21 protein-coding genes are annotated in these 23,933 nt (G+C 66.5%); 11 read left to right on the top strand and 10 right to left on the bottom strand.

Annotated features, from left to right (window positions below; translation table 11 throughout):
• Positions 1-14: 14 nt before the first annotated feature.
• The 4 genes from LE197_RS18455 (at position 15) to LE197_RS18440 (ending at position 6,009) form a co-directional block, all read left to right on the top strand.
• The gene (locus LE197_RS18455; protein WP_003145641.1) at positions 15-617 is read left to right on the top strand and encodes a DsbA family protein; all 603 of its coding nucleotides are present in this window, start codon (positions 15-17) and stop codon (positions 615-617) included.
• Positions 610-2,400, top strand: coding sequence for an ABC transporter ATP-binding protein (locus tag LE197_RS18450; RefSeq protein WP_058135057.1), 1,791 nt, complete (start codon positions 610-612; stop codon positions 2,398-2,400). The genes LE197_RS18455 and LE197_RS18450 overlap by 8 nt, the downstream gene beginning before the upstream one ends.
• Positions 2,401-2,694: 294 nt before the next feature.
• On the top strand, positions 2,695-5,151 hold the full coding sequence (locus tag LE197_RS18445; RefSeq protein WP_003106578.1) for an EAL domain-containing protein: 2,457 nt from the start codon (positions 2,695-2,697) through the stop codon (positions 5,149-5,151).
• 75 nt (positions 5,152-5,226) lie between these two features.
• Positions 5,227-6,009, top strand: coding sequence for a TenA family transcriptional regulator (locus tag LE197_RS18440; protein ID WP_003106577.1), 783 nt, complete (start codon positions 5,227-5,229; stop codon positions 6,007-6,009).
• Positions 6,010-6,059: 50 nt separating this feature from the next.
• Here the strand turns inward: LE197_RS18440 and LE197_RS18435 are convergent, their stop codons facing one another.
• The 3 genes from LE197_RS18435 to LE197_RS18425 form a co-directional block, all read right to left on the bottom strand.
• Positions 6,060-7,019: a quinone oxidoreductase family protein gene (locus LE197_RS18435; RefSeq protein WP_003106575.1), complete on the bottom strand. Its 960-nt coding sequence runs from the start codon at positions 7,017-7,019 to the stop codon at positions 6,060-6,062.
• 25 nt (positions 7,020-7,044) lie between these two features.
• Positions 7,045-7,218 carry a DUF1427 family protein gene (locus LE197_RS18430; RefSeq protein ID WP_003163180.1) on the bottom strand — a complete coding sequence of 58 codons (174 nt, stop codon included), beginning with the start codon at positions 7,216-7,218 and terminating at the stop codon, positions 7,045-7,047.
• 83 nt (positions 7,219-7,301) lie between these two features.
• On the bottom strand, positions 7,302-8,090 hold the full coding sequence (locus LE197_RS18425; RefSeq protein ID WP_003114237.1) for an AraC family transcriptional regulator: 789 nt from the start codon (positions 8,088-8,090) through the stop codon (positions 7,302-7,304).
• A 321-nt stretch (positions 8,091-8,411) separates the two neighbouring features.
• Here LE197_RS18425 and hppD point away from each other — a divergent pair, with 321 nt between their 5' ends.
• The 4 genes from hppD to arfB all read left to right on the top strand — a co-directional run bounded on the left by hppD (position 8,412) and on the right by arfB (position 12,271).
• Complete coding sequence (hppD, locus tag LE197_RS18420; RefSeq protein ID WP_003106569.1) at positions 8,412-9,485, top strand: 4-hydroxyphenylpyruvate dioxygenase; 1,074 nt, start codon at positions 8,412-8,414, stop codon at positions 9,483-9,485.
• 297 nt (positions 9,486-9,782) lie between these two features.
• Positions 9,783-11,201 carry an amino acid permease gene (locus tag LE197_RS18415; protein ID WP_003159652.1) on the top strand — a complete coding sequence of 473 codons (1,419 nt, stop codon included), beginning with the start codon at positions 9,783-9,785 and terminating at the stop codon, positions 11,199-11,201.
• A gap of 152 nt (positions 11,202-11,353) precedes the next feature.
• Positions 11,354-11,737: a lysozyme inhibitor gene (locus LE197_RS18410; protein WP_003085889.1), complete on the top strand. Its 384-nt coding sequence runs from the start codon at positions 11,354-11,356 to the stop codon at positions 11,735-11,737.
• A gap of 120 nt (positions 11,738-11,857) precedes the next feature.
• Complete coding sequence (gene arfB / locus LE197_RS18405) at positions 11,858-12,271, top strand: alternative ribosome rescue aminoacyl-tRNA hydrolase ArfB (protein ID WP_003105972.1); 414 nt, start codon at positions 11,858-11,860, stop codon at positions 12,269-12,271.
• 22 nt (positions 12,272-12,293) lie between these two features.
• On the opposite strand, the gene pbpG is transcribed toward arfB, so the two are convergent.
• The 4 genes from pbpG to phhA form a co-directional block, all read right to left on the bottom strand.
• The gene (pbpG, locus tag LE197_RS18400; RefSeq protein ID WP_003105974.1) at positions 12,294-13,226 is read right to left on the bottom strand and encodes a D-alanyl-D-alanine endopeptidase; all 933 of its coding nucleotides are present in this window, start codon (positions 13,224-13,226) and stop codon (positions 12,294-12,296) included.
• A 313-nt stretch (positions 13,227-13,539) separates the two neighbouring features.
• Positions 13,540-14,739, bottom strand: a complete 1,200-nt coding sequence (locus LE197_RS18395; RefSeq protein WP_003105975.1) for an amino acid aminotransferase — start codon at positions 14,737-14,739, stop codon at positions 13,540-13,542.
• Positions 14,736-15,092: a 4a-hydroxytetrahydrobiopterin dehydratase gene (locus tag LE197_RS18390; RefSeq protein ID WP_003085898.1), complete on the bottom strand. Its 357-nt coding sequence runs from the start codon at positions 15,090-15,092 to the stop codon at positions 14,736-14,738. The genes LE197_RS18395 and LE197_RS18390 overlap by 4 nt, the downstream gene beginning before the upstream one ends.
• Before the next feature lie 104 nt (positions 15,093-15,196).
• Complete coding sequence (gene phhA, locus LE197_RS18385; RefSeq protein ID WP_003105977.1) at positions 15,197-15,985, bottom strand: phenylalanine 4-monooxygenase; 789 nt, start codon at positions 15,983-15,985, stop codon at positions 15,197-15,199.
• 283 nt (positions 15,986-16,268) lie between these two features.
• Between phhA and LE197_RS18380 the strand changes: the two genes are divergently transcribed.
• Positions 16,269-17,828, top strand: a complete 1,560-nt coding sequence (locus LE197_RS18380; RefSeq protein ID WP_003105980.1) for a sigma-54-dependent phenylalanine hydroxylase transcriptional regulator PhhR — start codon at positions 16,269-16,271, stop codon at positions 17,826-17,828.
• A gap of 205 nt (positions 17,829-18,033) precedes the next feature.
• On the opposite strand, the gene LE197_RS18375 is transcribed toward LE197_RS18380, so the two are convergent.
• Both LE197_RS18375 and LE197_RS18370 read right to left on the bottom strand, forming a co-directional pair.
• On the bottom strand, positions 18,034-18,300 hold the full coding sequence (locus tag LE197_RS18375; protein WP_003085904.1) for a DUF2790 domain-containing protein: 267 nt from the start codon (positions 18,298-18,300) through the stop codon (positions 18,034-18,036).
• A gap of 268 nt (positions 18,301-18,568) precedes the next feature.
• Positions 18,569-20,764 carry an FUSC family protein gene (locus LE197_RS18370; RefSeq protein WP_003123248.1) on the bottom strand — a complete coding sequence of 732 codons (2,196 nt, stop codon included), beginning with the start codon at positions 20,762-20,764 and terminating at the stop codon, positions 18,569-18,571.
• A 219-nt stretch (positions 20,765-20,983) separates the two neighbouring features.
• Between LE197_RS18370 and LE197_RS18365 the strand changes: the two genes are divergently transcribed.
• On the top strand, positions 20,984-21,928 hold the full coding sequence (locus tag LE197_RS18365; RefSeq protein ID WP_003085907.1) for a LysR family transcriptional regulator: 945 nt from the start codon (positions 20,984-20,986) through the stop codon (positions 21,926-21,928).
• Positions 21,929-22,061: 133 nt separating this feature from the next.
• Here the strand turns inward: LE197_RS18365 and LE197_RS18360 are convergent, their stop codons facing one another.
• Entirely contained in the window at positions 22,062-22,958 is an 897-nt protein-coding gene (locus LE197_RS18360) for a LysR substrate-binding domain-containing protein (RefSeq protein ID WP_003145630.1), read from the bottom strand.
• A 116-nt stretch (positions 22,959-23,074) separates the two neighbouring features.
• On the opposite strand from LE197_RS18360, the gene LE197_RS18355 reads away from it, so the two are divergent.
• Positions 23,075-23,902: a MaoC family dehydratase N-terminal domain-containing protein gene (locus LE197_RS18355; RefSeq protein WP_003085910.1), complete on the top strand. Its 828-nt coding sequence runs from the start codon at positions 23,075-23,077 to the stop codon at positions 23,900-23,902.
• The last annotated feature ends 31 nt before the right edge of the window (positions 23,903-23,933 follow it).

Here is a 23,933-nt window from a genome sequence, read left to right as displayed (position 1 = left end):
ACGTGATGGACCCCATGTGCTCCTGGTGCTGGGGCTTCGCCCCGGTCGCCGAGGCGCTGTCCCGGCAGGCGGCCGCCGACGGCGTCGCTTTCCACCTGGTAGCCGGTGGCCTGCGCGCCGGCCACGGCGCGGCGCTCGACCCGAATACCCGCGGCTACATCCTCGGCCACTGGCAGACCGTGCAGCAGACCACCGGCCAGCCGTTCCGCTTCGACGACGCGTTGCCCGAAGGCTTCGTCTATGACACCGAGCCGGCCTGCCGGGCCCTGGTGGCGGCGCGCAGCCTCGACGAGGAAAGCGCCTGGCCGCTGGTAAGGGCGATCCAGCGGGCGTTCTACGCCGAGGGTCGCGATGTCACCCAGGCGGCGGTGCTCGCCGGCCTGGCGGAAGCGGTGGGGCTTCCGCGCATCGAGTTCGCCGCGGCCTTCGACAGCGGCGAGGCGCGTGACGCCACCGCCGCCGATTTCGCCTGGGTCCAGGACCTCGGCATCGCCGGGTTCCCGACCCTGCTGGCCGAACGCAACGGCCAACTGGCGTTGCTCACCAACGGCTACCAGCCGCTTGCCGAACTTTCACCTTTGCTCGGCCGCTGGCTGGAACGGGGCCGGCATGAGTGAGCGCGGAGACCGCCTGAGCTGGGCGGAGATTCGTCGACTCGCACTGCGCCACAAGAAAGCCCTGTTGTTCGCCAACCTGGTGGCGGTGCTGGCCACCCTCTGCACCGTGCCGATTCCCTTGCTGCTGCCGCTGCTGGTGGACGAAGTGCTGCTCGGCAAGGGTGACGGCGCGCTGCGTTTCATGGACCGCCTGTTGCCCGCCGACTGGCAGGTGGCGTTCGGCTACATCGGCCTGATGCTGGCGGCGACCCTTCTGTTGCGGGGGGCGGCGCTGGTGTTCAACGTGCTCCAGGCGAAGCTGTTCGCGCGGCTGTCCAAGGACATCGTCTACCGCATCCGCCTGCGTCTGATCGAGCGCCTCCGGCATATCGCCCTGGGCGAATACGAAACCCTCGGCGGCGGGTCGATCAGCGCCCACCTGGTCACCGACCTGGATACCCTGGACAAGTTCGTCGGGGAAACCCTCAGCCGCTTCCTGGTCGCCTTGCTGACGCTGCTCGGCACCGCCGCGATCCTGGTCTGGATGCACTGGCAGCTGGCCTTGCTGATCCTGCTGTTCAACCCGCTGGTGATCTGGTCCACGGTGCAGCTGGGCAAGCGCGTCAAACATCTCAAGAAGCTCGAGAACGACAGCACCGCGCGCTTCACCCAGGCGCTCACCGAGACCCTCGAGGCGATCCAGGAAGTCCGCGCCGGCAATCGCCAGGGCTATTTCCTCGGCCGCCTCGGCCACCGCGCCCAGGAGGTCCGCGACTACGCCGTGGCCTCGCAATGGAAGAGCGACGCCGCCGGGCGCGCCAGCGGCCTGCTGTTCCAGTTCGGCATCGACGTGTTCCGCGCCGCGGCGATGCTCACCGTGCTGCTCTCGGACCTGTCGATCGGCCAGATGCTCGCGGTGTTCAGCTACCTCTGGTTCATGATCGGTCCGGTCGAACAGCTGCTCGGCCTGCAATACGCCTACTACGCCGCTGGCGGCGCGTTGCAGCGGATCAACGAGTTGCTGGCGCGGGCCGACGAGCCGCGCTACCCGCCGCTGCGCGATCCGTTCGCCGGCCGCACGACCGTTGGCATCGAGGTGCGCGGGCTGGATTTCGCCTACGGCGAGGACAAGGTCCTGGAGCAGTTGGACCTGAACATCGGCGCCGGCGAGAAGGTTGCCCTGGTCGGCGCCAGCGGCGGCGGCAAGAGCACGCTGGTGCAACTGCTACTCGGCCTCTACAGTGCGCAGCGCGGCAGCATCCGCTACGGCGGGGTGCCCCTGGAGGAAATCGGCCTGGACTGCGTGCGCGAACATGACGCGGTGGTCCTCCAGCATCCGGCGCTGTTCAACGACAGCGTGCGGGCCAACCTGACCATGGGCCGCGAACGCAGTGACCAGGCCTGCTGGCGGGCTTTGGAGATCGCCCAGTTGGCCGACGGCGTGCGGCGCCTGCCGCAGGGGCTGGACACCGTGGTCGGGCGTTCCGGGGTGCGCCTGTCGGGCGGTCAGCGGCAGCGCCTGGCGATCGCCCGGATGATCCTCGCCGAGCCCAAGGTGGTGATCCTCGACGAGGCCACCTCGGCCCTCGACGCCGCTACCGAGTACGCCCTGCACCAGGCGCTCGGGGACTTCCTCGAAGGCCGCACCACATTGATCGTGGCCCATCGGCTGTCGGCGGTGAAGCAGGCCGACCGGGTCCTGGTCTTCGATGGCGGGCATATCGCCGAAGACGGCGATCACCAGCAACTGATCGCCGAAGGCGGCCTCTACGCCCGGCTCTACGGACATCTGCAACAGATGTGAGGCGCCAGGCTGTCGCCTGGCGGTTTTTCTCGTATATTCCATATAAGACATCCGGTTTTTATTGGCTGCGGCAATAAAAAACGCTGTCTGTTCCGCCAGGTGCAGGGCAGGTTCGGCAAACAGCCACTAGACTCCTACTGTTTGCCAGGTGTCCGCCTCCTCCAGCGTCGTGGCTGCCGGCAGGCAAGGCCTCGGGAGTTCTGCGACGGGATCTTGAGCGGCCGACAGGTGATGCAGTCAGGGGCGACGGAGACGGCGCCCGATCGCTTAGCGCCAGTTTGAATGGTAGATGGAATGAGGCAGAACCGGACTCTCGACAAGCCCCGCCTGCTCGGCCTGGTATGGCCCTTCATCGTCGTGGTGCTGCTGCAGGCCATGCTGGCGGGCGGCAGTCTCTACGTCCTCTCCGCGGTGCGCAGCTATGTCGGCGGCGAAAGCCTCTGGTCGAAGGGCCAGAAGGATGCCATCTACTACCTCACCCTCTATGCCGACTCACGCGCCGACGAAGACTTCCGCCGCTACGAGGAGGCCATCGCGATCCCCCTCGGCGACCGCGAGATGCGCCTTGCCCTGGACCAGCCCGACCCGGACATCGAGGCGGCCCGCCAGGGCATCCTCAAGGGCGGCAACCATGCCGACGACGTTACCGCGATCATCTGGCTGTACCGCAACTTCCACGACTTCAGTTACTTCGAGCGCGCCATCGAGCTGTGGCTGGTGGGCGACAAGTACGTCATGGAACTGATCGATGTCGCCGGCAAGATGCGCGCGGGCATCGGCGCCGGGCAGGCCAGCGCCGAGCAGGTGCAACAGTGGAAGACCGAGATCCACGCGATCAACGAGAAGGTCACGCCGGCGGCCAAGGCCTTCAGCGACGCCCTCGGCGAGGGCTCGCGGGCCTTGCTCAGGCTGCTGCTGGTGGCCAACCTGACCACCGCCAGCGTGCTCATCCTCCTGGCGTTCCTGCGGACCCGGCAGCAACTGATGCAGCGCCAGGAAGTGGAGAACGCCCTCGATGCCGAGCGCGAACGGGCCCAGATCACCCTGGCCTCGATCGGCGACGGAGTGATCACCGCCGACACCCAGGGGGGCATTTCCTACCTCAACCCGGCCGCCGAGCAGATGACCAACTGGACGCTGGACAAGGCCCGCGGCCTGCCCCTGGCGTCGCTGTTCCGGATCGTCGACGAAAGCTCGCGGGAGGAGGGCATGCTGCTGATCGAGCAGATCCTCAGCGGCGAGATCGACGGCGGTCGCGAGCATTCCAAGCTGGTTCTGCGTCACGACGGCAGCAGCGTGCCGGTGACCCTGGTGGGCGCGCCGATCCACCGTGGCGGCGAGATCACCGGGGTGGTCCTGGTGCTTCACGACATGACCCGCGAGCGCCAGTACATGGCGCGCCTGTCCTGGCAGGCGACCCACGATGCGTTGACCGGGCTGACCAACCGCCGCGAGTTCGAGTATCGCCTGCAGATAGCGCTGGAACGCCTGGAGCGCAACAGCGGGCGGCACGCCCTGATGTTCCTCGACCTGGACCAGTTCAAGCTGGTCAACGACACCTGCGGCCACGCCGCCGGCGACGAACTGCTGCGCCAGGTCTGTACCCTGCTGCAACAAGGCTTGCGCGAGGGCGACACGCTGGCGCGGCTGGGCGGCGACGAGTTCGGCATCCTGCTGGAGAACTGTCCGGCGGAAAAAGCCGTGGAGATCGCCGACCATCTGCGCAAGACCATCCAGGACCTGCACTTCACCTGGAGCGGGCAGCCGTTCAACTGCACCGTCAGCGTTGGCCTGGTGCACCTGCTGCCGGGTATCTCGACCCTCGAGGAGGCGCTGCGCTCCGCCGATATGGCCTGCTACATGGCCAAGGAAAAGGGCCGCAACCGGGTCCAGGTGTTCCATCAGGACGACGTCGAACTATCGATGCGCTTCGGCGAGATGACCTGGGTCCAGCGCATCCACCTGGCGCTGGAGGAAGACCGCTTCAGTCTCTATGCCCAGCCCATCGTGCCGCTGGGCGAAGGTGCGGAGGAGGGCTTGCACGTCGAACTGCTGCTGCGCCTGCGCGACGAGGGCGGGCGCCTGGTGCCGCCGCTGAGCTTCATACCCGCCGCCGAGCGCTACGGCCTGATGACGCTGATCGATCGCTGGGTGGTGGAGAATGCCTTCCGCACCCTTGTCGAGCGCGCCCAGGACCCTCGCGCCGAGCCGATCGGCACCTGCGCCATCAATCTCTCCGGCGCGACCATCGGCGACGAGTCGTTCCTGCAGTTCCTCACCGAGCTGTTCGCCCGTTACCGCATTCCGCCGCAGACGATCTGCTTCGAGGTCACCGAAACCGTGGCGGTTGCCAACCTGGCCAGCGCCATCCGCTTCATCAACGAGCTCAAGGACACCGGTTGTCGTTTCTCCCTGGACGATTTCTGCGCCGGCATGTCGTCCTTCATCTACCTCAAGCACCTGCCGGTGGATTACCTGAAGATCGATGGCAGCTTCGTCAAGGACATGCTCGAGGATCCCATCGATCGCGCCATGGTCCAGGTGATCAACCATATCGGCCACGTGATGGGCAAACGTACCATCGCGGAGTTCGTCGAGACCGTCGAAGTCATGGAAGCGCTGCGCGAGATCGGCATCGACTATGCCCAGGGCCTGGCCATCGGCGCGCCCCTGCCGTTCAGTCGCCAGCCTCCGGGGGCTGGAGTGGATGCCCAGGGCCTGTGGCCGAGCCTGGGACAGAACCTCCGGTAGGTGACCGCGGGGCGAAGAAAGAGTAGTTTCGCTGCTATGAGGCCGTTGCCGACAAGATAGAGAAGGGAGACGGGTGTGAGCGAGTTCTTTGACCGTACGGGCCCCTTGCAGGAGGCGGGAAGCTATCCGCAGTGGGCGCAGCAACTGATCGTCGACTGCCAGGCGAGCAAGGACCGGGTTTCCGGTCACGAGCTGTACCGGCGCATGCGCGACGCCGAGCTGAGCCCGGCGCTGATGCGCCTGTACCTGATCGGCGGCTGGCCGGTGGTCGAGCAGTTCCCCTTGTACATGTCGCAGAACCTGCTGAAGACCCGTTTCGCCCGCCATCCCGGCGAAGACATGGCGCGCCGCTGGCTGATGCGCAACATTCGGGTCGAACTCAACCACGCCGACTACTGGCTGCACTGGGCCGAGGCCCACGGCGTGAGCCTGGCCGAGATCCAGGCGCAAGACGTGCCGGCCGAACTGCACGCGCTCAGCCACTGGTGCTGGCACACCTGCGCCAGCGACTCACTGGCGGTGGCCATGGCCGCCACCAACTACGCCATCGAAGGCGTCACCGGCGAGTGGTCGGCGCTGGTCTGTTCGAACGGCGTCTACGAAAACGCCTTCCCCAAGGAAGGCCGCAAGCGTGCCATGAAGTGGCTCAAGCTCCACGCCCAGTACGACGATGCCCACCCGTGGGAGGCGCTGGAGATCATCTGCACCCTGGCCGGCACCAATCCCAGCGCCGAGCTGCGCCGGCAACTGCGCGACGCGATCTGCAAGAGCTACGACTACATGTACCTGTTCCTCGAGCGCTGCATGCAGCTGGAGGAGGCGCGCAGCGCCCGCAAGCTCGCGGTCGGCGCGGAGTAGCCTTGCGCGCAGCGGAATCCCGGCATGTTCCGCCGGGATTCCGCTGGTCCTCAAGGCACCAGGATGATCTTCTCGCAGGTGCCTTCGTTCACCGCCCGGTACTGCTCAACGCCCTGCTCCAGCGGGACTTCCCGCAGCCCGTCCGGCAGCGGCAGGCGGCCTTGGTCGAACAGCTTGCCGAAGGCGTCGAGGAAGCCTGCGCAGGCTTCCACGCCATAGAGCAGCGAGTTGATCCCCACCACCGAGCCACCGCGACGGTACAGGTTCAACGCCGGCAGGCGCACATGGCCGTCGGCCGGTGCGGCGATGATCGCCAGGCGACCGAAGGCGGCCAGCGCCGGGACCGCCGCCTCGAGCCAGAAACCGGTCGTATCGAAGATCACCTCGGCCCCGCCGGGGAAGATCCCTTCCACCTGTGCCGCCAGTTCGGCCGGCTCGCCCAGCAGCAGCGCGGCGATGCCCTGCGTTTCCAGCGCCTGGCGTTGCTCCTCGCGCCGCACCGCGCCGATCGCTTCGGCCCCCAGGGCCTTGGCCAGCGCCAGCGCGGCCTTGCCGACCGCGCCGTTGGCGCCGATTACCAGGAGCCGGGTGCCGGCCTTGACCTGGCTGCGTTGCAGGGCGTCCCAGGCGGTGCTGTAGGGCACCCCGCAACTGGCGGCCTGGGCGAAGCTCAGGCTTTCCGGCTTGAGCGCGACGCCGGCGGCCGGCAGGGTCAGGAACTGCGCGTGGCTACCGTCGCGGAAGAATCCCGGCTCCCGCCCGGTGCCCCAGACCGCCTGGCCGAGCAGAGCCTTCGGTCCCTCCACCACCACCCCGGCGAAGTCGCGGCCCGGTACCCGGGGCAGGGTGGTATAGGGGAAGCGGCCGAGGACGTTCTTCACGTCGCTCGGATTCAGCCCGGCAGCGCGGATTTCCACCCGCACCTCATCGGCGGCGGGAAGCGGGTCGGGCATGTCCACCAGCTCGAGGGCGGCGAGGTCGCCGGTACGGTCGAATTGCAGTGCTTTCATCGGGGGCTCCGTGTCGTCGCGGCGATTAGTGCAGCCACTGCTGCAGCAGGTCGCGGCCAAGGGGGAAAAGCTGTTCGCCGAGCTGCATGCCAAGCAGGCCGACCAAGGCGATGGTGGGGGGCGCCGGCGAGCGGAAGTCGAGGACGGCGTAGAGCGCGCCGACCAGCAGGCCGATGCCGAGGGAGATCAGGTAGTTCATGGCGGCTGACAGGGACGGTGAACGATGGCACCAGTCTAGTTGGCCGAAAAAACATCTATCGGCCAATCGCTATCGAATACCGGTCAAGGCTGGAACGGCTGGTGATGCTCGGCCCTGTACTCGGTGGGAGAGACGCCCAGCTCGCGGCGGAACATGTCGCTGAAGGCGCTCGGCGTATATCCCAGGGCATGGGCGATGCCTGCCACCGGACGGCCATCGATCAGTGCGGCGGCGGCGGTCGCCAGCTGCACCTGCCGCCGCCAGTCGGCGAAGCCCATGCCCAGGCTGCGCTGGAACAGGCGCGAGAGGGTCCGCACGCTGGCCCCGGCGTCTTCGGCCAGGCGCTCCAGGCCGATGTCCAGGGAGGGATTGGCCATCACCGCCTGGCACAGCGCGAGCAGGCGCCTGTCGGAGGCGTCCGGCAGCGGTACGCGGAGGCTGGAACGGCGCGCGCGGCCGAGTTCGAGCACGGCGAGATCGGCCAGCGCCCGATAGTAGTGGGGGTCGCTCTGTCGTTCCTGCTCCACCAGGCTGACGATCAGCTCGCGCAGCAGCGGGCCGACCACCAGCACCAGGGTGCGGTCCTCCAGGCCGCGGGAGAGTTCCGGGCTCAGGTAGATGTTGCGCATCTGCAACTCGGAGGCGACCCGCACCGCATGGCGCAGGCCCGGAGGCAACCAGACCGCCCGTTGCGGCGGGACCGGCAGGGCCTCGTCGGGCGTCTCCAGCCACATCATCCCGGACACCGCATAGAGCACCTGGCCCCAGGCGTGCTCGTGGGCATCGACGCGGTGCCCGGCAGGATAGCTGCGGGCAACGCCGCGCAGGGGCCGGCGGCTGTCGCTCAGGTCGGGTGGGGCGGGTCGTGCCATGGGAATGCCGTCGCGGAGGAAAGACGCAGGTTAACCGCTTGACGCCGATCATGCAGCGCCGGCTTTCAGCGCAGCCGTGACAGCGCTGCTGGCAGCTTTTCGCACCGTACTGTAAAGATAACTTTACGAAGACCGGGCGTTCGCCATGCATGCCGCCGGCGCGTAAGGAATAGTTGCCAGAAACCCTGCGCCAGGCCCTGTGCCGGGCCCTGCCGACGGCTTGTCCGCCGCGCCGCCACGGGGTGAGATGAAGGCATCTCCCATGTCGTCGGCCGCCTGGACCGGCGGCGGTCCATTCAACAAGAACAACGAGGAGGCCGGATGAACGCCGTGGCCAAGATCGAACAGCACAATCCCATCGGTACCGACGGATTCGAATTCGTCGAGTTCACCGCCCCCGACGCCAAGGGCATCGAGCAGCTGCGCCAGCTGTTCAACATGATGGGCTTCACCGAAACCGCCAAGCATCGTTCCAAGGAAGTCTTCCTGTTCCAGCAGAACGATATCAACATCGTGCTCAACGGCAGCCCGACCGGGCATGTCCATGAATTCGCCCTCAAGCACGGCCCGAGCGCCTGCGCCATGGCCTTCCGGGTGAAGAACGCTTCCCAGGCCGCCGCCTACGCCGAATCCCAGGGCGCCAAGCTGGTGGGCAGCCACGCCAACTTCGGCGAGCTGAACATCCCTTCCCTGGAAGGCATCGGCGGTTCGCTGCTGTATCTTGTCGACCGCTACGGCGACCGCAGCATCTATGACGTCGACTTCGAGTTCATCGAAGGCCGCAGCGCCAACGACAACTCGGTCGGCCTGACCTACATCGACCACCTGACCCACAACGTCAAGCGCGGCCAGATGGACGTCTGGTCCGGTTTCTACGAGCGCATCGCCAACTTCCGCGAGATTCGCTACTTCGACATCGAAGGCAAGCTCACCGGCCTGTTCTCCCGCGCCATGACCGCACCTTGCGGGAAGATCCGCATCCCGATCAACGAGTCGGCCGACGATACCTCGCAGATCGAGGAATTCATCCGCGAATACCATGGCGAAGGCATCCAGCACATCGCCCTGACCACCGATGACATCTATGCCACCGTGCGCAAGCTGCGCGACAACGGCGTGAAGTTCATGTCGACCCCGGACACCTACTACGAGAAGGTCGACACCCGCGTCGCCGGGCATGGCGAGCCGCTCGAGCAACTGCGCGAACTGAACCTGCTGATCGACGGCGCCCCGGGCGACGACGGCATCCTGCTGCAGATCTTCACCGACACGGTGATCGGCCCGATCTTCTTCGAGATCATCCAGCGCAAGGGCAACCAGGGCTTCGGCGAGGGCAATTTCAAGGCCCTGTTCGAGTCCATCGAGGAAGACCAGATTCGCCGCGGCGTGATCTGATCCCGCTGCCGCCAGCCTCTTCCGGGGCTGGCGGTTTTCCTTGCGCTCCGCGTTTCCGTTCCAGCGGCGCCGATCGCGCCAGCCTTGCCCGCACCGCCGAGCCACGAGCCTGGCGGCCCATTCACGTCACGTACAACAACAAACAGGTGACGCATGATCCGTGAGTCCTCCCTCCGCCCAGCCGACCGCCCGCCGCCACGCGCCCCGCATGGCGCCCGCCGTGCGCCTGCCGCCTGAGCCGCACGGCCCCGTTTCGCCTCCGACAACAATAAATTTCCACTTGCGTGAGATAATTCAATGGACGGCCAACATCCGCATTCGGGCGAGCTCAAGCGCGGCCTGAAGAATCGTCACATCCAGTTGATCGCCCTCGGCGGCGCCATCGGCACCGGCCTGTTCCTCGGCTCGGCCGGGGTGCTCAAGTCGGCGGGCCCGTCGATGATCCTCGGCTACGCCATCGCCGGCTTCATCGCTTTCATGATCATGCGCCAGCTCGGCGAGATGATCGTCGAGGAGCCGGTCGCCGGCTCCTTCAGCCACTTCGCGCACAAGTACTGGGGCGGCTTCGCCGGCTTCCTCTCCGGCTGGAACTGCTGGGTGCTGTACATCCTGGTCGGGATGTCGGAACTGACCGCGGTCGGCAAGTACATCCACTACTGGTGGCCGGAGGTGCCGACCTGGGCCACGGCGGCGTTGTTCTTCGTCGTCGTCAACGCGATCAACCTGGCCAACGTCAAGGCCTTCGGCGAAGCCGAGTTCTGGTTCGCGATCATCAAGGTGGTGGCGATCATCGGCATGATCCTGCTCGGCTGCTACCTGTTGTTCAGCGGCAGCGGCGGTCCGCAGGCTTCGGTGAGCAACCTCTGGGCACACGGCGGTTTCTTCCCCAACGGAGTGAGCGGACTGGTGATGGCCATGGCGATCATCATGTTCTCCTTCGGTGGCCTGGAAATGCTCGGCTTCACCGCGGCCGAGGCGGACAAGCCGAGGACGGTGATCCCGAAGGCGATCAACCAGGTGATCTATCGCATCCTGATCTTCTACATCGGCGCCCTGATCGTGCTGCTCTCGCTGACGCCCTGGGACAGCCTGCTGCAGACCCTCAACGCTTCCGGCGATGCCTACAGCGGCAGCCCGTTCGTGCAGATCTTCTCGATGATCGGCAGCGGCACCGCCGCGCACCTGCTGAACTTCGTGGTGCTCACCGCCGCACTGTCGGTGTACAACAGCGGCACCTATTGCAACGGCCGCATGCTTCTCGGCCTGGCCGAGCAGGGCGATGCCCCGCGCGCGCTGGCCAGGGTCGACAAGCGCGGCGTACCGGTACGCGCCCTGGTGGTATCGGCGCTGGTGACCTTCCTCGCGGTGGTGGTGAACTATGTGATCCCGCACCAGGCGCTGGAGCTGCTGATGTCGCTGGTGGTGGCGGCGCTGGTGATCAACTGGGCGATGATCAGCATGGCGCACCTGAAGTTCCGCGCGCAGATGGACCGCCAGGGCACCCGTACGCACTTCCGCGCGTTCTGGTATCCGTACGGCAACTACCTGTGCATGGCCTTCGTGGTGTTCATCCTCGGCGTCATGTTGCTGATCCCCGGCATCCAGGTCTCGGTCTATGCCATCCCGGTCTGGCTGCTGGTGATGTGGGCCTGCTATCGACTCAAGGGAGCCCCGCGGCCGATGCCGGGCCTGCGGGTGAAGCCGGTCACCGAGTGATCGATGGGGCGCCGGCGCGCAGAGGAGAGGGGAGCGCTCCTTTGCGTGTCCCGGCGGCCCACAAGACTTTTTCTAGGGGCGCCTGTCGTTGACGCGGCAGGTGCCGAATTCCTACAGTGGCAGCGCCATTTTTTCTCGTTAGAGGGATTTCCATGAAAAAAGCGCTCTGGCTGCTTCTGGCTGCCGTTCCCGTGGTCCTGGTCGCCTGCGGCGGCAGCGACGACGACAAGCAGACCGCCCAGGTCGATTACCTGGCCCTGCCGGGGGATGCCAAGCTGGATACCCGCAGCGTCGACTACAAGTGCGAGAACGGTCGCAAGTTCACCGTGCAGTACCTGAACAAGGGCGACAACAGCCTCGCCGTGGTGCCGGTCAGCGACAACTCGACGCTGGTCTTCAGCAATGTGATTTCCGCCTCCGGCGCCAAGTACGCCGCCGGCCAGTACATCTGGTGGACCAAGGGCGAGGAAGCCACCCTCTACGGCGACTGGAAGGGCGGCGAGCCCACCGACGGGGTCGCCTGCAAGGAGCGTTGAGTTCGACCTGGCGCCTTAGCCGAAATGAAGGAACCCGGCCGCGGCCGGGTTTCTTTTGGCCTGCTTCTCCGCTCGGCAAAGGGGTTATGCTGGCAGCCCGTTGGTCCACCGTGCCGCCCCATGCTGATCATCTCCAATGCCGTCCACCTGCCCGACCATGAGATCGAGCTGAATGCCATTCGCGCCCAGGGCGCCGGCGGGCAGAACGTCAACAAGGTCTCCAGCGCGGTGCACCTGCGCTTCGACATCCAGGCCTCGTCGTTGCCGCCGTTCTACAAGGAGCGTCTGCTGGCACTGAACGACCAGCGCATCAGCGGCGACGGCGTGGTGGTGATCAAGGCCCAGCAGTACCGGACCCAGGAGCAGAACCGCGAGGATGCCCTGGAGCGCCTGGCGGAGTTGATCCGCAGCGTGGCCAAGGTGCAGAAGGCGCGCCGCCCGACCAAGCCTACGCGCGGCTCGCAGAAGCGCCGGCTGGACGGCAAGGCCAAGCGCGGCGCGGTGAAGGCCGGGCGCGGCAAGGTGGATTTCTGAGCCGGCCGGTCTTCGCGACGGATCAGCGTACGGCCTGGGCCACCGGCTGGCCGAGGCCGCGCTCGCGGTCGCGTTGCAGGCGATAGGCCTTGGCCGCGGCCGGGATCGCAGTGACCTGGCCGGTTTCCAGCCAGCGTCGCAGGCGCGTGGCGTCGGCGAAGTGGGTGTACTTGCCGAAGGCGTCCAGCACCACCAGATTGACCGGATTGCGGTTGATCGTGGTACGCATCACCAGGCAGTGGCCTGCTTCGTTGGTGAAGCCGGTCTTGGTCAACTGGATGTTCCAGGTCTTGTTGTTGATCAGGTGGTTGGTGTTGCGGAAGCCCAGGGTGTAGTTGGGGTGGCGGAAGGCCACGGTCTTCTCCGGAGTGGTGCTCCACTGACTGAGCAGCGGATATTGCCGGCTGGCCACCAGCAGGCGGGTGAGGTCGCGAGCGGTGGAGACGTTGTGCAGCGACAGCCCGGTCGGCTCGACGTAGCGGGTGTTCTTCATTCCCAGGGCGTGAGCCTTGGCGTTCATCGCCTTGACGAAGGCGTTCTTGCCGCCCGGATAGTTCTGCGCGAGGCTGGCGGCGGCGCGGTTCTCCGAGGACATCAGGGCGAGCAGGAGCATGTCCCGGCGGCTGATCTGGCTGCCGACCCGCACCCGGGAAAACACCCCGCGCATTTCGCTGGTCTCGCTGATGGCGATCGGCAGTACCTCGTCCAGCGGCAGTTTCGAGTCGAGCACGACCATGGCGGTCATCAGCTTGGTGATCGAGGCGATCGGCACCACCAGGTCGGGGTTGCGCGAGTAGAGCACCTTGCCGGTGTTCTGGTCGGTAACCAGCGCGCTGCCCGACGCCAGCTCCTGTTGCAGCGGCAGCCCGGCCTTGGGCGGCGGGGAGGCGGATACCGCGGTGGCAACGCTGAGGGACAGGAACAGGGTGACCAGTGACAGGAGACGGTTTCTCACGTGCGTTGCTCACTAAGACGAGAAAGTGGGGGCCGTGGGGCGCAGTGTGAACTGGTGCCCATAATTGAGCATTTTATGCTCTTTTGTAGGAAAAGCACGTAGGGCTTTGAAAGTGCTGACTTATGGTTGGCCCGGTTCAGAGAGGTTCGGCGGATAACGCCTGTGGCGTTATTCGCCCTACGCCCACAAGGTCGTGGTGCGGTAGGGCGAATAACCGCAACGCGGTTATCCGCCGCCTCGGCGGGAGTGCGCGGCATTCGCTGGGGCGAAAAAAAGCCGGCCATCACAGCCGGCTCAGGGTAACCGTGAGGGTTCAGTCCGCGCAGACCTGGGCGATGGCTTGCGCCAGGCGGTCGAGGCGGCGCGCGTCGAGACCGGCGACGTTGGCCCGGCCGCTGGAGACCAGGTAAACGGCGTGCTCGTCGCGCAGCCGAGCGACCTGCTGCGGGCTCAGTCCGGTATAGGAAAACATCCCGCGTTGCGCGCCGACATGGGCGAAGCGCTCGGCCAGGCCGTGCGGCGCCAGGGCTTCGACCAGGCCGATGCGCAGGCTGGCGATGCGCGAGCGCATGCCTTCGACCTCTTCCTGCCAGAGTCCCTTCAACTCGCTGTCGCCGAGGATCGCCGCGACCACCTCGGCGCCATGCGCCGGCGGGGTCGACCAGAGGTTTCGGGCGAGGAAGGCCAGTTGGCTACGCAGGTCGGTGAGCTTCTCGGCGTTCTGCGCGCAGACGATCAGCGCACCGACGCGGTCGCGGTACAGGCCGAAGTTCTTCGAGCAGGAACTGGTGATCAGCACCTCCGGCAGTTCGCCGGCGAACAGGCGTACCGCCCAGGCGTCTTCCTCGAGACCGTCGCCGAAGCCCTGGTAGGCGAAGTCGATCAGCGGCAGCAGCTCGCGGCGACGCACCACGTCGAGCACCCTGCGCCAGTCGTCGTGGCTCAGGTCGAAACCGGTCGGGTTGTGGCAGCAGGCATGCAGCAGCACCACGTCTCCCTGGGGAATGCGCTCCAGGCCAGCAAGCATCGCCTCGACATCCAGGCGGTTGTCGGCGCTGACGTAGGGGTAGTGGGAAACCTTCAGGCCGGCGGCGGCGAACAGGGTCTCGTGGATCGGCCAGGTCGGGTCGCTCAGCCAGATGCCGCGGCCGGGCAGGCAATGGGCGATGAAGTCGCCGGCCAGGCGCAAGGCGCCGGTGCCGCCGGGCGTCTGGGTGGCGTCGGCGCGTTGCTCCAGCAACAGCGGCGAGGCGGCGCCGAGCGCCAGTTCCGCCAGGCGCGCGGCGAACAGCGCATCGCCGTGGCCGCCGACGTAGCTCTTGGTGGTTTCCTGCTCGACCAGGCGCTGCTCGGCGAGTTTCACCGAGCGCAGGATCGGGGTCAGGCCCTGGGCATCCTTGTAGACACCGACGCCGAGGTCCAGCTTGTCCGCGCGCGGATCGTTGCGGTAGGCGTCGAGCAGGCCCAGGATCGGGTCGCCCGGTACGCGGGCGACCTTGGCGAAATGACTCATTTGCGCCCCTCGGCGGTTTTCGCTACCTCGTCGGTGCGCGCCGCCATGATGAAGTCGTTGCGGTGCAGGCCCTTGATCGAGTGGCTCCACCAGGTCACGGTGACTTTGCCCCACTCGGTCAGCAGGCCCGGATGGTGGCCTTCGGCCTCGGATATCTCGCCGACGGCATTGGTGAAGGCCAGGGCATGCTTGAAGTTCTTGAACAGGTAGACCTTCTCCAGTTGCATGATGCCGTCGCGGACTTCGATGTTCCAATCCGGGATCTGCCGCAGCAGCACGGGCAGTTCTTCGTCGCTGACGTGCGGGGCGTCTGCGCGGCAGGCTTCGCAATGGGCTTGGGTGAGTGCGGTCATGGTGGGAGTCCTTGGTTGTCGCATGTGGGAGCGGCGGACGGGCCGTGCCCGTCCACCATAGTACAAGGCCGCCGCGGGGTCAGCCGCGGCGGCGGCGTTTCTCGTCAGGCCGCCTGCTTGGGCGGGAACAGCGGCGCGTGCAGGCCCAGGCGCATGGCCTCGTGGACCAGCGCCATGATGTCTTCCTGGGCCAGTTGGAACAGGCGCTTGAGGTCGGGCAGGACGAAATAGAGCGGTTGCAGGATGTCGATGCGGTAGGGCGTGCGCATCGCCTCCAGCGGATTGAAGGCCTGGTGCAGCGGCTCGTCGGAGAGGCTGTAGACGGTCTCCTTCGGCGAGGAGAGGATGCCGCCGCCGTAGATGCGCTTGCCCTGGTCGGTCTCGACCAGGCCGAACTCGATGGTCATCCAGTACAGGCGGGCGAGGAACACGCGTTCCTCCTTGCTCGCCTTGAGGCCGAGCTTGCCGTAGGTATGGGTGAACTCGGCGAACCAGGGGTTGGTCAGCAGTGGGCAGTGGCCGAAGATCTCGTGGAAGATGTCCGGCTCCTGCAGGTAGTCCAGTTCTTCCGGGGTGCGGATGAAGGTGGCGACGGGGAATTGCTGGCTGGCCAGCAGTTCGAAGAAGGTCTGGAACGGAATCAGCGCCGGAACCCGCGCCACGCGCCAGCCGGTGGTGGCCTGGAGAACCCTGTTGATCTCGTCGAGCTGGGGGATCCGGTCGTGGGGCAGGCCGAGCTGTTCGATGCCGTCGAGGTATTCCTGACAGGCGCGGCCTTCGATCACCTTCAGTTGCCGGGTGATCAGGGTATTCCAGACCTGGTGCTCGGTTTCCGGATAGTGGATGAAACCGTTGTCGTCGGGCTGGCGGGCCACGTACTGCGTCGTTTTCATACGGACTCCATGAGCGGCTTGTGGCCGCGGGGTCTTTGTTGTTGTCGTTGCCTTATCGATACCGCGTCGGGACGGTCCGTGCAGCCCCGGATAGGGACCGGGCAACGGGGAGGAATCGGCGTTTTCGTAAAGTTTTCCTTACGAATTGGCCTGGGTCGCCTGTTCATTGGGTCAGGCATTGTTGCTGGTGAGTCTAACTGTCACATATTCTTGACGGAAATTTCCGGCCGGGAGTTAAAAAACCGGCCGCGAGCCCATCAGAACGACAACACCGGGCCACGCCATGCGTATCAAAGTGCACTGCCAGAACCGTGTAGGCATCCTCCGCGACATCCTCAACCTGCTGGTCGACTACGGCATCAACGTCAATCGCGGCGAAGTCGGCGGCGACCAGGGCAACGCCATCTACCTGCTCTGTCCGAACATGATCAACCTCCAGTTGCAGTCGTTGCGGCCCAAGCTGGAGGCGGTGCCGGGGGTCTTCGGGGTCAAGCGCGTCGGCCTGATGCCCAGCGAGCGCCGGCACCTGGAACTCAACGCGCTGCTCGCCGCCCTGGACTTCCCGGTGCTCTCGGTGGACATGGGCGGGCAGATCGTCGCCGCCAACCGTGCCGCCGCGCAGTTGCTCGGCGTGCGCGTCGACGAGGTGCCGGGGATTCCGCTGTCGCGCTATGTGGAGGACCTCGACCTGCCCGAACTGGTGCGCGCCAACAAGGCGCGGATCAACGGGCTGCGGGTGAAGGTGAAGGGCGACGTGTTCCTCGCCGACATCGCGCCGCTGCAATCCGAGCACGACGAGAGCGAGGCGCTGGCTGGAGCGGTGCTGACCCTGCATCGCGCGGATCGCGTCGGCGAGCGCATCTACCATGTGCGCAAGCAGGAGCTGCGTGGCTTCGACAGTATCTTCCAGAGTTCGCGGGTAATGGCCGCGGTGGTCCGCGAGGCGCGGCGCATGGCGCCGCTGGACGCGCCGCTGCTGATCGAGGGCGAGACCGGCACCGGCAAGGAGCTGCTGGCGCGCGCCTGCCACCTGGCCAGCCCGCGCGGGCAGTCGCCGTTCATGGCGTTGAACTGCGCCGGCCTGCCGGAATCCATGGCCGAGACCGAGCTGTTCGGCTATGGTCCGGGAGCCTTCGAGGGCGCCCGCCCGGAGGGCAAGCTCGGCCTGCTGGAGCTTACCGCCGGCGGCACGCTGTTCCTCGACGGCGTCGGCGAGATGAGCCCGCGCCTGCAGGCCAAGCTGTTGCGCTTCCTGCAGGACGGCTGTTTCCGCCGGGTCGGCAGCGACGAGGAGGTGTACCTGGACGTGCGGGTGATCTGCGCCACCCAGGTAGACCTGTCCGAACTCTGCGCCAAGGGCGAATTCCGCCAGGACCTCTATCACCGTCTCAATGTGCTCTCGCTGCACATCCCGCCGTTGCGCGAGTGCCTGGATGGCCTGGCGCCGCTCGCCGAGCATTTCCTCGACCAGGCCAGCCGGCAGATCGGCTGCGGCCTGCCGAAGCTTTCCGCGCAGGCGCTGGAACGTCTCGAACGCTACCACTGGCCGGGCAACGTGCGGCAATTGGAAAACGTGCTGTTCCAGGCGGTTTCGCTGTGCGAAGGGGGAACGGTCAAGGCCGAGCACATCCGCCTGCCGGACTACGGCGCGCCGCAGCCGCTGGGGGATTTTTCCCTGGAAGGAGACCTCGACGCCATCGTCGGGCGCTTCGAGAAGGCGGTGCTGGAGCGCCTGTTCCGCGAACATCCGAGCAGCCGCCAGTTGGGCAAGCGCCTCGGCGTTTCGCATACCACGGCGGCGAACAAGCTGCGCCAGCATGGCGTGGGGCAAGGCGAGGGCTGAGCGGCATGCTTGCCGGTTTGTTGCAGGCTGGGAAAGAAACGGTGGAGGCGTCGGCCCTTGTGAAAGGGCGGCAGCACGATGAGGCGTGGGGAAGACGGCCAGGATGTTCGCCGAGGGGCGGGATTGTCGCCGCCGAGTACACAATGATCGCGCCGGATGGGCGAGCTGCCCCTCGTGGCGCGATCCTTCGGAGGTCGAGCAGAGTTTAGCCGCCAGTGCAGCCGTTGCCCCAGACCTGATATTCGACGGTATGTTTCTGGCCGTTCGAATCTTCGTAGGTCATGCGTGCGGGAACGATGCCGCAGGCATTGGAAGTGTCGGTTGAAGATATAACGCGAGCCACATCCAGTTGCATGCCATAGGCATATTCTTCAACAGCGTTTTCCTGCTGGCTGGCAGGTTGATCCTGGGCGCCAGCCGCCATCACCAGCGGCGAGCAGGCGAACAGGGCCATCAGGGCGAAAGCCTTCATTACTATTTACCTGAGTAGTTTCTGAGTGGGTACGATCTGCCGTCGGAAGACAGGCGGACAGGTCACCGGGGCAACTCGATAAACAAGGCTGGGTAAGTAAGTCTGCAATCAAGTTGCGGAGTCGAAGTTCAACGGGAGTTAACTTCGGCTGTTGGGTTTATTGTAAGTTGGGATAGGCTGCGACATATAGACTCAGTCAAGACAAGAACCTTGTACGGATCGGTAACAATATCCCTGTGGCCTTCTGCGCCGCGGCTTTGCGACCGGCTCACGGGTTTCTTTCCTGGCCCAGGGGCGATTGCGGGTCGAGCAGGGCGCTGCGAATGAAGTGCAGGTAGCTGAGCACCCGTCGCAGCGGCGAGGTATCGAACTGCGGTGCGCGCGGCTCCGGCGCCGCCCGTACCGCCATGATCGCCTGGTTCACCGCGTGCAGGGCGCGCTGGCGGTTGCTCGGCCCGGGTTGCAGGAACAGCCGGATCAGCGCCCGGCCCATCAGGCGGATCGCCCGGCGCCAGGCGGTGCGTTCGGCGTAGCAGGGCTCTTGGGGCAGGCGTTGCTGTTCGAGGCGCAGCTCAATGATCGCCTGGCCGACCTCCAGCACCAGGAACATCCAGCCCAGCAACCGGCGTTGCACGTCCGGGCGGCCGGCGGAGAAGGTGTAGGCCTGGTTCAGCAGGTCGCGGGTGCCGCTTTCGAAACCGGAGACCAGGCCCTTGCTCTTGCCGCTGATGGCGAACACCACCCGCTCGCGCAGGTCGTGCTCCAGGCGCTTCCACATCCACGGCCGGTTCGGCGGCAGGATCACCATGGCGGCGACCGTGGCGAGGACCATCGACAAGAGTAGTGCCAGGTATTCGTTGAAGAAGGCCAGGGCGTCGTAGCGCGCCATGTTGGCCGGCAGCGAGGCGAAGCAGAACCACACCAGTAGGCCGACGCCGTAGCCGTTCCACTGCGGCCGCCAGAGCAGCAGGGCGCCGACCGCGAAGACCGGCAGCAGGCAGCAGAGCAGCATCGGGAAACCGTCCACGTGGGGTAGCAGGTAGAGCAGCACGAACAGCCCGATGCAGGCCCCGGCGAGGGTCCCGAGGGTGAGTTGCAGCGACAACCGGCCGGGATTCGGCGAGGTCGAGGAGAGCGCCGAGATCAGTACCGCGGTGAGGGCGAAGGTGCCGCCGTGGGGCCAGGAGGTCTGAATCCAGAACGTGCCGAGCAGGCCGATCATCAGCGCGCTGCGCGCTCCGGCGACCAGCGCGGCGACCGGGTTGGCGCGGGCGACGAAGCTTTCCTTCCATTGCTCGCGGGCATGGTGGTGTTCGGCCAGGGAAGCGTGGGTCAGGGCGTAGTTGTGCAGGTCGTCGGTGAAACGGAAGGCCAGTTCGGCAGCGGTGTTGAAATCCAGCAGGTCGTTCTCGCCGGGGCGCTGCTCCACCAGGCGCTGGCGGGCCTGGCGGATGTTCTGCATCAGTTCCGGCTTGTAGGCCTCGATGCGTTCGGCCAGGCGCGCGGCGTCGGCGTCGGTGGGCGTCCGTTCGCGAATCGGCGCGAGCAGCCCGGCAAGCTCCGCCAGGCAGGGCGCCAGGACCTCCAGGACATTCTGCGCCCCGCGCCCGCGCAGGCGTTCGAGCAGGCGGTGGAGGCCGTGGAAGCGACTGGTCATGACCATGAATTCGTTGTTCAGGCGAATCAGCCGGCCGCTGCGCAGGCGCATGTGCGGATCTTCGAAAGTAGTGGCGCTGCGCAGGTTTTCCAGGCCCACGGACTGGGCGACGAAGCGCGCGCTGAGCTCGCCGAAGCGCTCGCCGTCGAGGCTGCCCTGCAGGCCTTCGGCGGCGAAACCGGCGAAGTCGCGGAAGCGCCCGTAGAGTGTGTTGCGCAGGGCGGCGCCGCTGGTCTGCGGCAGGAAGATGGCGCTGACGGTACCGGTGCAGAGGATGCCCAGGGATATTTCCAGGACCCGCCACAGCGCCGCCATGAAGGCGCCTTCCGGGTGCGCGGTGGCTGGAATCCCGATCATGGTCGCGGTGTAGCCGGCGAGTACGCAGGCGTAGCCGCGGAAATCGCGGTAGCGCGCGGCGCCGGCGGTGCACAGGCCGACCCAGAGCGCCAGGCAGGCGAGGAACAGCACGCGCTCCTGGGCGAACAGGGCGATCAGAGTGACCATCACGCTGAGGCCGATCAGGGTTCCGACGATGCGGTAGAAGCTCTTGGCCAGGACCTGCCCGCTCTGCGTCTGCATGACGATGAAGACCGTCACCAGCACCGTGCTCGGCTGCGGCAGCTCCAGGCGATAGGCCAGCCACAGGGCGAGGCTGGCGGTGAGCAGGGCCTTGAACACGAAGACCCAGGCGACGCCGTCGCTACGCGCCCATTCGAGCAGGGCGCGGCGCAATTCGTCGGGGCTGGGAAAGAACGCGAGGGGAGCCGGTGGAACCAGGGGGAGACCTTTCCGGGTGGCGCGGGGCACTGCTGCGAATCCTGAACGACGGCGAGGGGAGGCCGAAACGGCTGGGAATTCTAGGAGCGCCCGCGCTTGCGGATAAGAGCTCGGATAGGTGAAAAATTTTTGTCACAAAAGGCAATAATAGGTGGGTTGACTCGTGACAGAATCTGCGCCGCCTTGGGGTGTCCTCCGGGTTGCGTGGAAAAGAGACGCGCCATAAGCGTCAGAGCCTAGAGGGCCGTGATGGATATCCTGTTCAATATGCGCGCGTTCGTCAGCGTCGCGGAGACCGGCAGTTTCACTGCCGCCGCCCAGCGCCTGGACCTGACGACCGCCTATGTCTCCCGTGCGGTGGCCAAGCTGGAGGCCCACCTGCAGACCCGCCTGCTGCATCGCACCACCCGGCGCATCGCGCTGACCGAAGCCGGGCAGCGCTACCTGATGCGCGCCCAGCAGATACTCGCCTACATCGAGGAGGCCGAGGCCGAGGCGGGCGACGCCCATGCGCGGCCGTCGGGCACGCTGAAGGTCCACGCGATGACCGGCATCGGCCAGCACTACCTGATCAAGGCCATCTCGCAATATTGCGAGACCTACCCGGAGGTTGGCTTCGACCTGACCCTGGCCAACCGGATCACCGACATTCTCGACGAGGGCTACGACATTTCCGTGGTGATCGCCCCCGAGCTGCCGGACTCCGGTTTCGTCTCCAAGTGCATCGGCCAGACCTACAGCATCCTATGCGCCTCGCCGGGCTACATTGCCGCGCATGGCTTCCCCAAGCTGCCGGCGGAGCTGTCCGCGCACCGTTGCCTGCGCCTGGTGAACTCGGTGATGTCGCTGGACCGCTGGCTGTTCGACGGGCCCGACGGCCAGGAACTGGCCTGCATCAACCAGACGCATTTCCAGGTCAACACCGCCGACGCCATGACCGAGGCGGTGGTCTCCGGCATGGGTATCGGCGCGCTGCCGGTGTACGCGGCGGTCAACGGCCTGAAGGACGGCAGCCTGGTGCGGGTGTTGCCGCGCTATAGCCTGTTCCATCTCAACGTCTACGCCCTCTACCCCTCGCGGCAGTACCTGGATGCGAAGATCCGCACCTGGGTCGAGTTCCTCCGCGAGCACATGCCGGCGATGCTCGCCGCGGACGAGCGCAGCCTGGCGGAGAGCGGTGGGTTGGCGAACTGAGCGGGAGTGGTGGGCGGCGCCCTTCGCGACGATCGCACCCCGGCTTGTCGGGAGTCGTAGGGCGGATAACCGCCTGGCGGTTGTCCGCCGATTCTCCGGAGCCCCGCGGATAACGCCAGGGGCGTTATCCGCCCTACAGGCTGTCTCCCACCCTCTGCAACTCCTCGATCAACGCCCGCAGGCAACTCGGCAGTGCTTCCAGGTCGCGTACCAGCAGGCTGCGCTCGCGGATCGCCCAGGGCTCGTCGAGTTCGATGGTCGCCAGCTTCATCGTCCGGCTGTGGCGGCGCGCGGCGGACTGCGGGATCACGCCGATGCCGACGCCGCCCTCGATCATCCGGCAGATCGCCTCGAAGCTGGAGACCTGGATGCGCAGCGATAGCTGCTCGCCCATCTGCTCCACCCGTTCGTACAGGAAGGCGTGCAGGGTGGTGCCCTCGGGCAGGCCGATATGCTGGAACTGCAGGGTGTCGCGCAGGCGTACCCTGGCCTGTCCGGCCAGCGGATGGCCCTGGGGCACCGCCATCACCAGGCGGTCGGTGCTGAAATGCAGGACCTGCAGGCCGGTGGCCGCCACCGGCCCGGCGATGATGCCGAGGTCGGTGGAGCCGTCCAGCACGCCGCGGACAATGTCGCGGCTGAGGCGTTCCTGCAGGTCGACGGTGACCCCGGGACGAGCGGCGAGGAAGCCGGCGAGGATTTCCGGAAGGAATTCGGTGACCGCGGTGGTATTGGCGAAGATGCGGATATGCCCGGCGGCGTCGCTGCCGTACTCGGTGAACTCGCTCTTCAGGTATTCCACCTGGCGCATGATCAGCCGCGCGTGCTGTAGCAGGCGCTGGCCCGCCGGGGTCAGTTCGACGCCGCGGCTGTCGCGATACAGCAGGCGGCTGCCAAGCTGGCCTTCGAGCGCCTTGACCCGCGCGCTGGCGGCGGCCGGGGAAAGGAAGGCGCGGCGCGCGCCCTGGGTCAGGCTGGGCGACTCGGCGATATGGATGAACAGGCGCAGGTCGGCGAGATCGAAATGCATGGGCACTCCATGGCGTTCGGCAAATCCGAACGCGCCATTGCGTAATTGCAAATTCTCAAAACGCTAGCATCCTATCATTCTCCTCCCATCACCCCCTAGGTCATGGGAAGCCACGCATGAGTGAGTCCGCTTTCGCCCCCTGGATCGGTCGCCAGGAAGAAACCCACGATCAATTGAGCCGCAACCTGGTCAAGCGCATCGCCGCCACCTTCGGCGAGCCGACCCCGGCCCACGGCGAAGCGCTGCCGCCGCTCTGGCACTGGGCGTTCTTCCAGGACCCGGTGGAGGCCGCCGGCCTCGGCGTCGACGGCCACCCGGCGCGCGGCGGTTTCCTGCCGCCGGCGGACGATCGCAACCGCATGTGGGCCGGCGGGCGCCTGGAGTTCCACCAGCCGCTGCGGGTCGGCGGCGAGGCCAGCCGCACCTCGACCATCCTCCGGGTCGAGGAGAAGCACGGTCGCAGCGGCGCGCTGCTGTTCGTCACCCTGCGCCACGACTACCGCCAGGACGGCCAACTGGCGCTGAGCGAAGAGCACGACATCGTCTACCGCGAACCGACCCCGCCCAAGCTCGGCGGTACCGAGGCCTTGCCCGAGGGCGACTGGCGCGAGGCGCTGGAGCCCGATCCGGTGTTGCTGTTCCGCTACTCGGCGGTGACTTTCAACGGCCACCGCATTCACTACGACTGGCCCTATGTCACCGATGCCGAAGGCTATCCGGGCCTGGTGGTGCACGGTCCGCTGATCGCCACCCTGGCCCTGCGCGCGTTCTGCCGGGCCAATCCGCAGGCGCGCCTGCGTCGCTTCGCCTATCGCGGCCTGCGCCCGCTGATCTGTCCCGAGCCGTTCGAGGTCGGCGGCCGCCTGCTCGCTGCCGGCAAGGCCGAGGTATGGGTCGGCAATGGCGCCGGCCTGGCCCAGCGCGGCGACGTGGAATTCGACTGAAAGGGCCCCAGCGCCCATCCAACGACAAGAA

The organism is Pseudomonas sp. PS1(2021) (genome assembly GCF_020405165.1).
GTDB lineage: Bacteria > Pseudomonadota > Gammaproteobacteria > Pseudomonadales > Pseudomonadaceae > Pseudomonas > Pseudomonas aeruginosa.
The sequence above is the reverse complement of the archived record's forward strand: the minus strand, read 5'-3'. Positions and strand labels throughout refer to the sequence as shown.

Excerpts from the sequence above, each read along its gene's own strand:
- LE197_RS18410 (WP_003085889.1), top strand. The coding sequence starts at position 11,354 with ATGAAAAAAGCGCTCTGGCTGCTTCTGGCTGCCGTTCCCGTGGTCCTG.
- LE197_RS18375 (WP_003085904.1), bottom strand. The coding sequence starts at position 18,300 with ATGAAGGCTTTCGCCCTGATGGCCCTGTTCGCCTGCTCGCCGCTGGTG.
- LE197_RS18360 (WP_003145630.1), bottom strand. The coding sequence starts at position 22,958 with ATGCATTTCGATCTCGCCGACCTGCGCCTGTTCATCCATATCGCCGAG.
- LE197_RS18435 (WP_003106575.1), bottom strand. The coding sequence starts at position 7,019 with ATGAAAGCACTGCAATTCGACCGTACCGGCGACCTCGCCGCCCTCGAG.
- LE197_RS18425 (WP_003114237.1), bottom strand. The coding sequence starts at position 8,090 with ATGGCACGACCCGCCCCACCCGACCTGAGCGACAGCCGCCGGCCCCTG.
- LE197_RS18395 (WP_003105975.1), bottom strand. The coding sequence starts at position 14,739 with ATGAGTCATTTCGCCAAGGTCGCCCGCGTACCGGGCGACCCGATCCTG.
- LE197_RS18415 (WP_003159652.1), top strand. The coding sequence starts at position 9,783 with ATGGACGGCCAACATCCGCATTCGGGCGAGCTCAAGCGCGGCCTGAAG.
- arfB (WP_003105972.1), top strand. The coding sequence starts at position 11,858 with ATGCTGATCATCTCCAATGCCGTCCACCTGCCCGACCATGAGATCGAG.
- LE197_RS18445 (WP_003106578.1), top strand. The coding sequence starts at position 2,695 with ATGAGGCAGAACCGGACTCTCGACAAGCCCCGCCTGCTCGGCCTGGTA.
- hppD (WP_003106569.1), top strand. The coding sequence starts at position 8,412 with ATGAACGCCGTGGCCAAGATCGAACAGCACAATCCCATCGGTACCGAC.
- LE197_RS18380 (WP_003105980.1), top strand. The coding sequence starts at position 16,269 with ATGCGTATCAAAGTGCACTGCCAGAACCGTGTAGGCATCCTCCGCGAC.
- LE197_RS18355 (WP_003085910.1), top strand. The coding sequence starts at position 23,075 with ATGAGTGAGTCCGCTTTCGCCCCCTGGATCGGTCGCCAGGAAGAAACC.
- LE197_RS18455 (WP_003145641.1), top strand. The coding sequence starts at position 15 with ATGTGCTCCTGGTGCTGGGGCTTCGCCCCGGTCGCCGAGGCGCTGTCC.
- phhA (WP_003105977.1), bottom strand. The coding sequence starts at position 15,985 with ATGAAAACGACGCAGTACGTGGCCCGCCAGCCCGACGACAACGGTTTC.
- LE197_RS18450 (WP_058135057.1), top strand. The coding sequence starts at position 610 with ATGAGTGAGCGCGGAGACCGCCTGAGCTGGGCGGAGATTCGTCGACTC.
- LE197_RS18365 (WP_003085907.1), top strand. The coding sequence starts at position 20,984 with ATGGATATCCTGTTCAATATGCGCGCGTTCGTCAGCGTCGCGGAGACC.
- LE197_RS18430 (WP_003163180.1), bottom strand. The coding sequence starts at position 7,218 with ATGAACTACCTGATCTCCCTCGGCATCGGCCTGCTGGTCGGCGCGCTC.
- LE197_RS18390 (WP_003085898.1), bottom strand. The coding sequence starts at position 15,092 with ATGACCGCACTCACCCAAGCCCATTGCGAAGCCTGCCGCGCAGACGCC.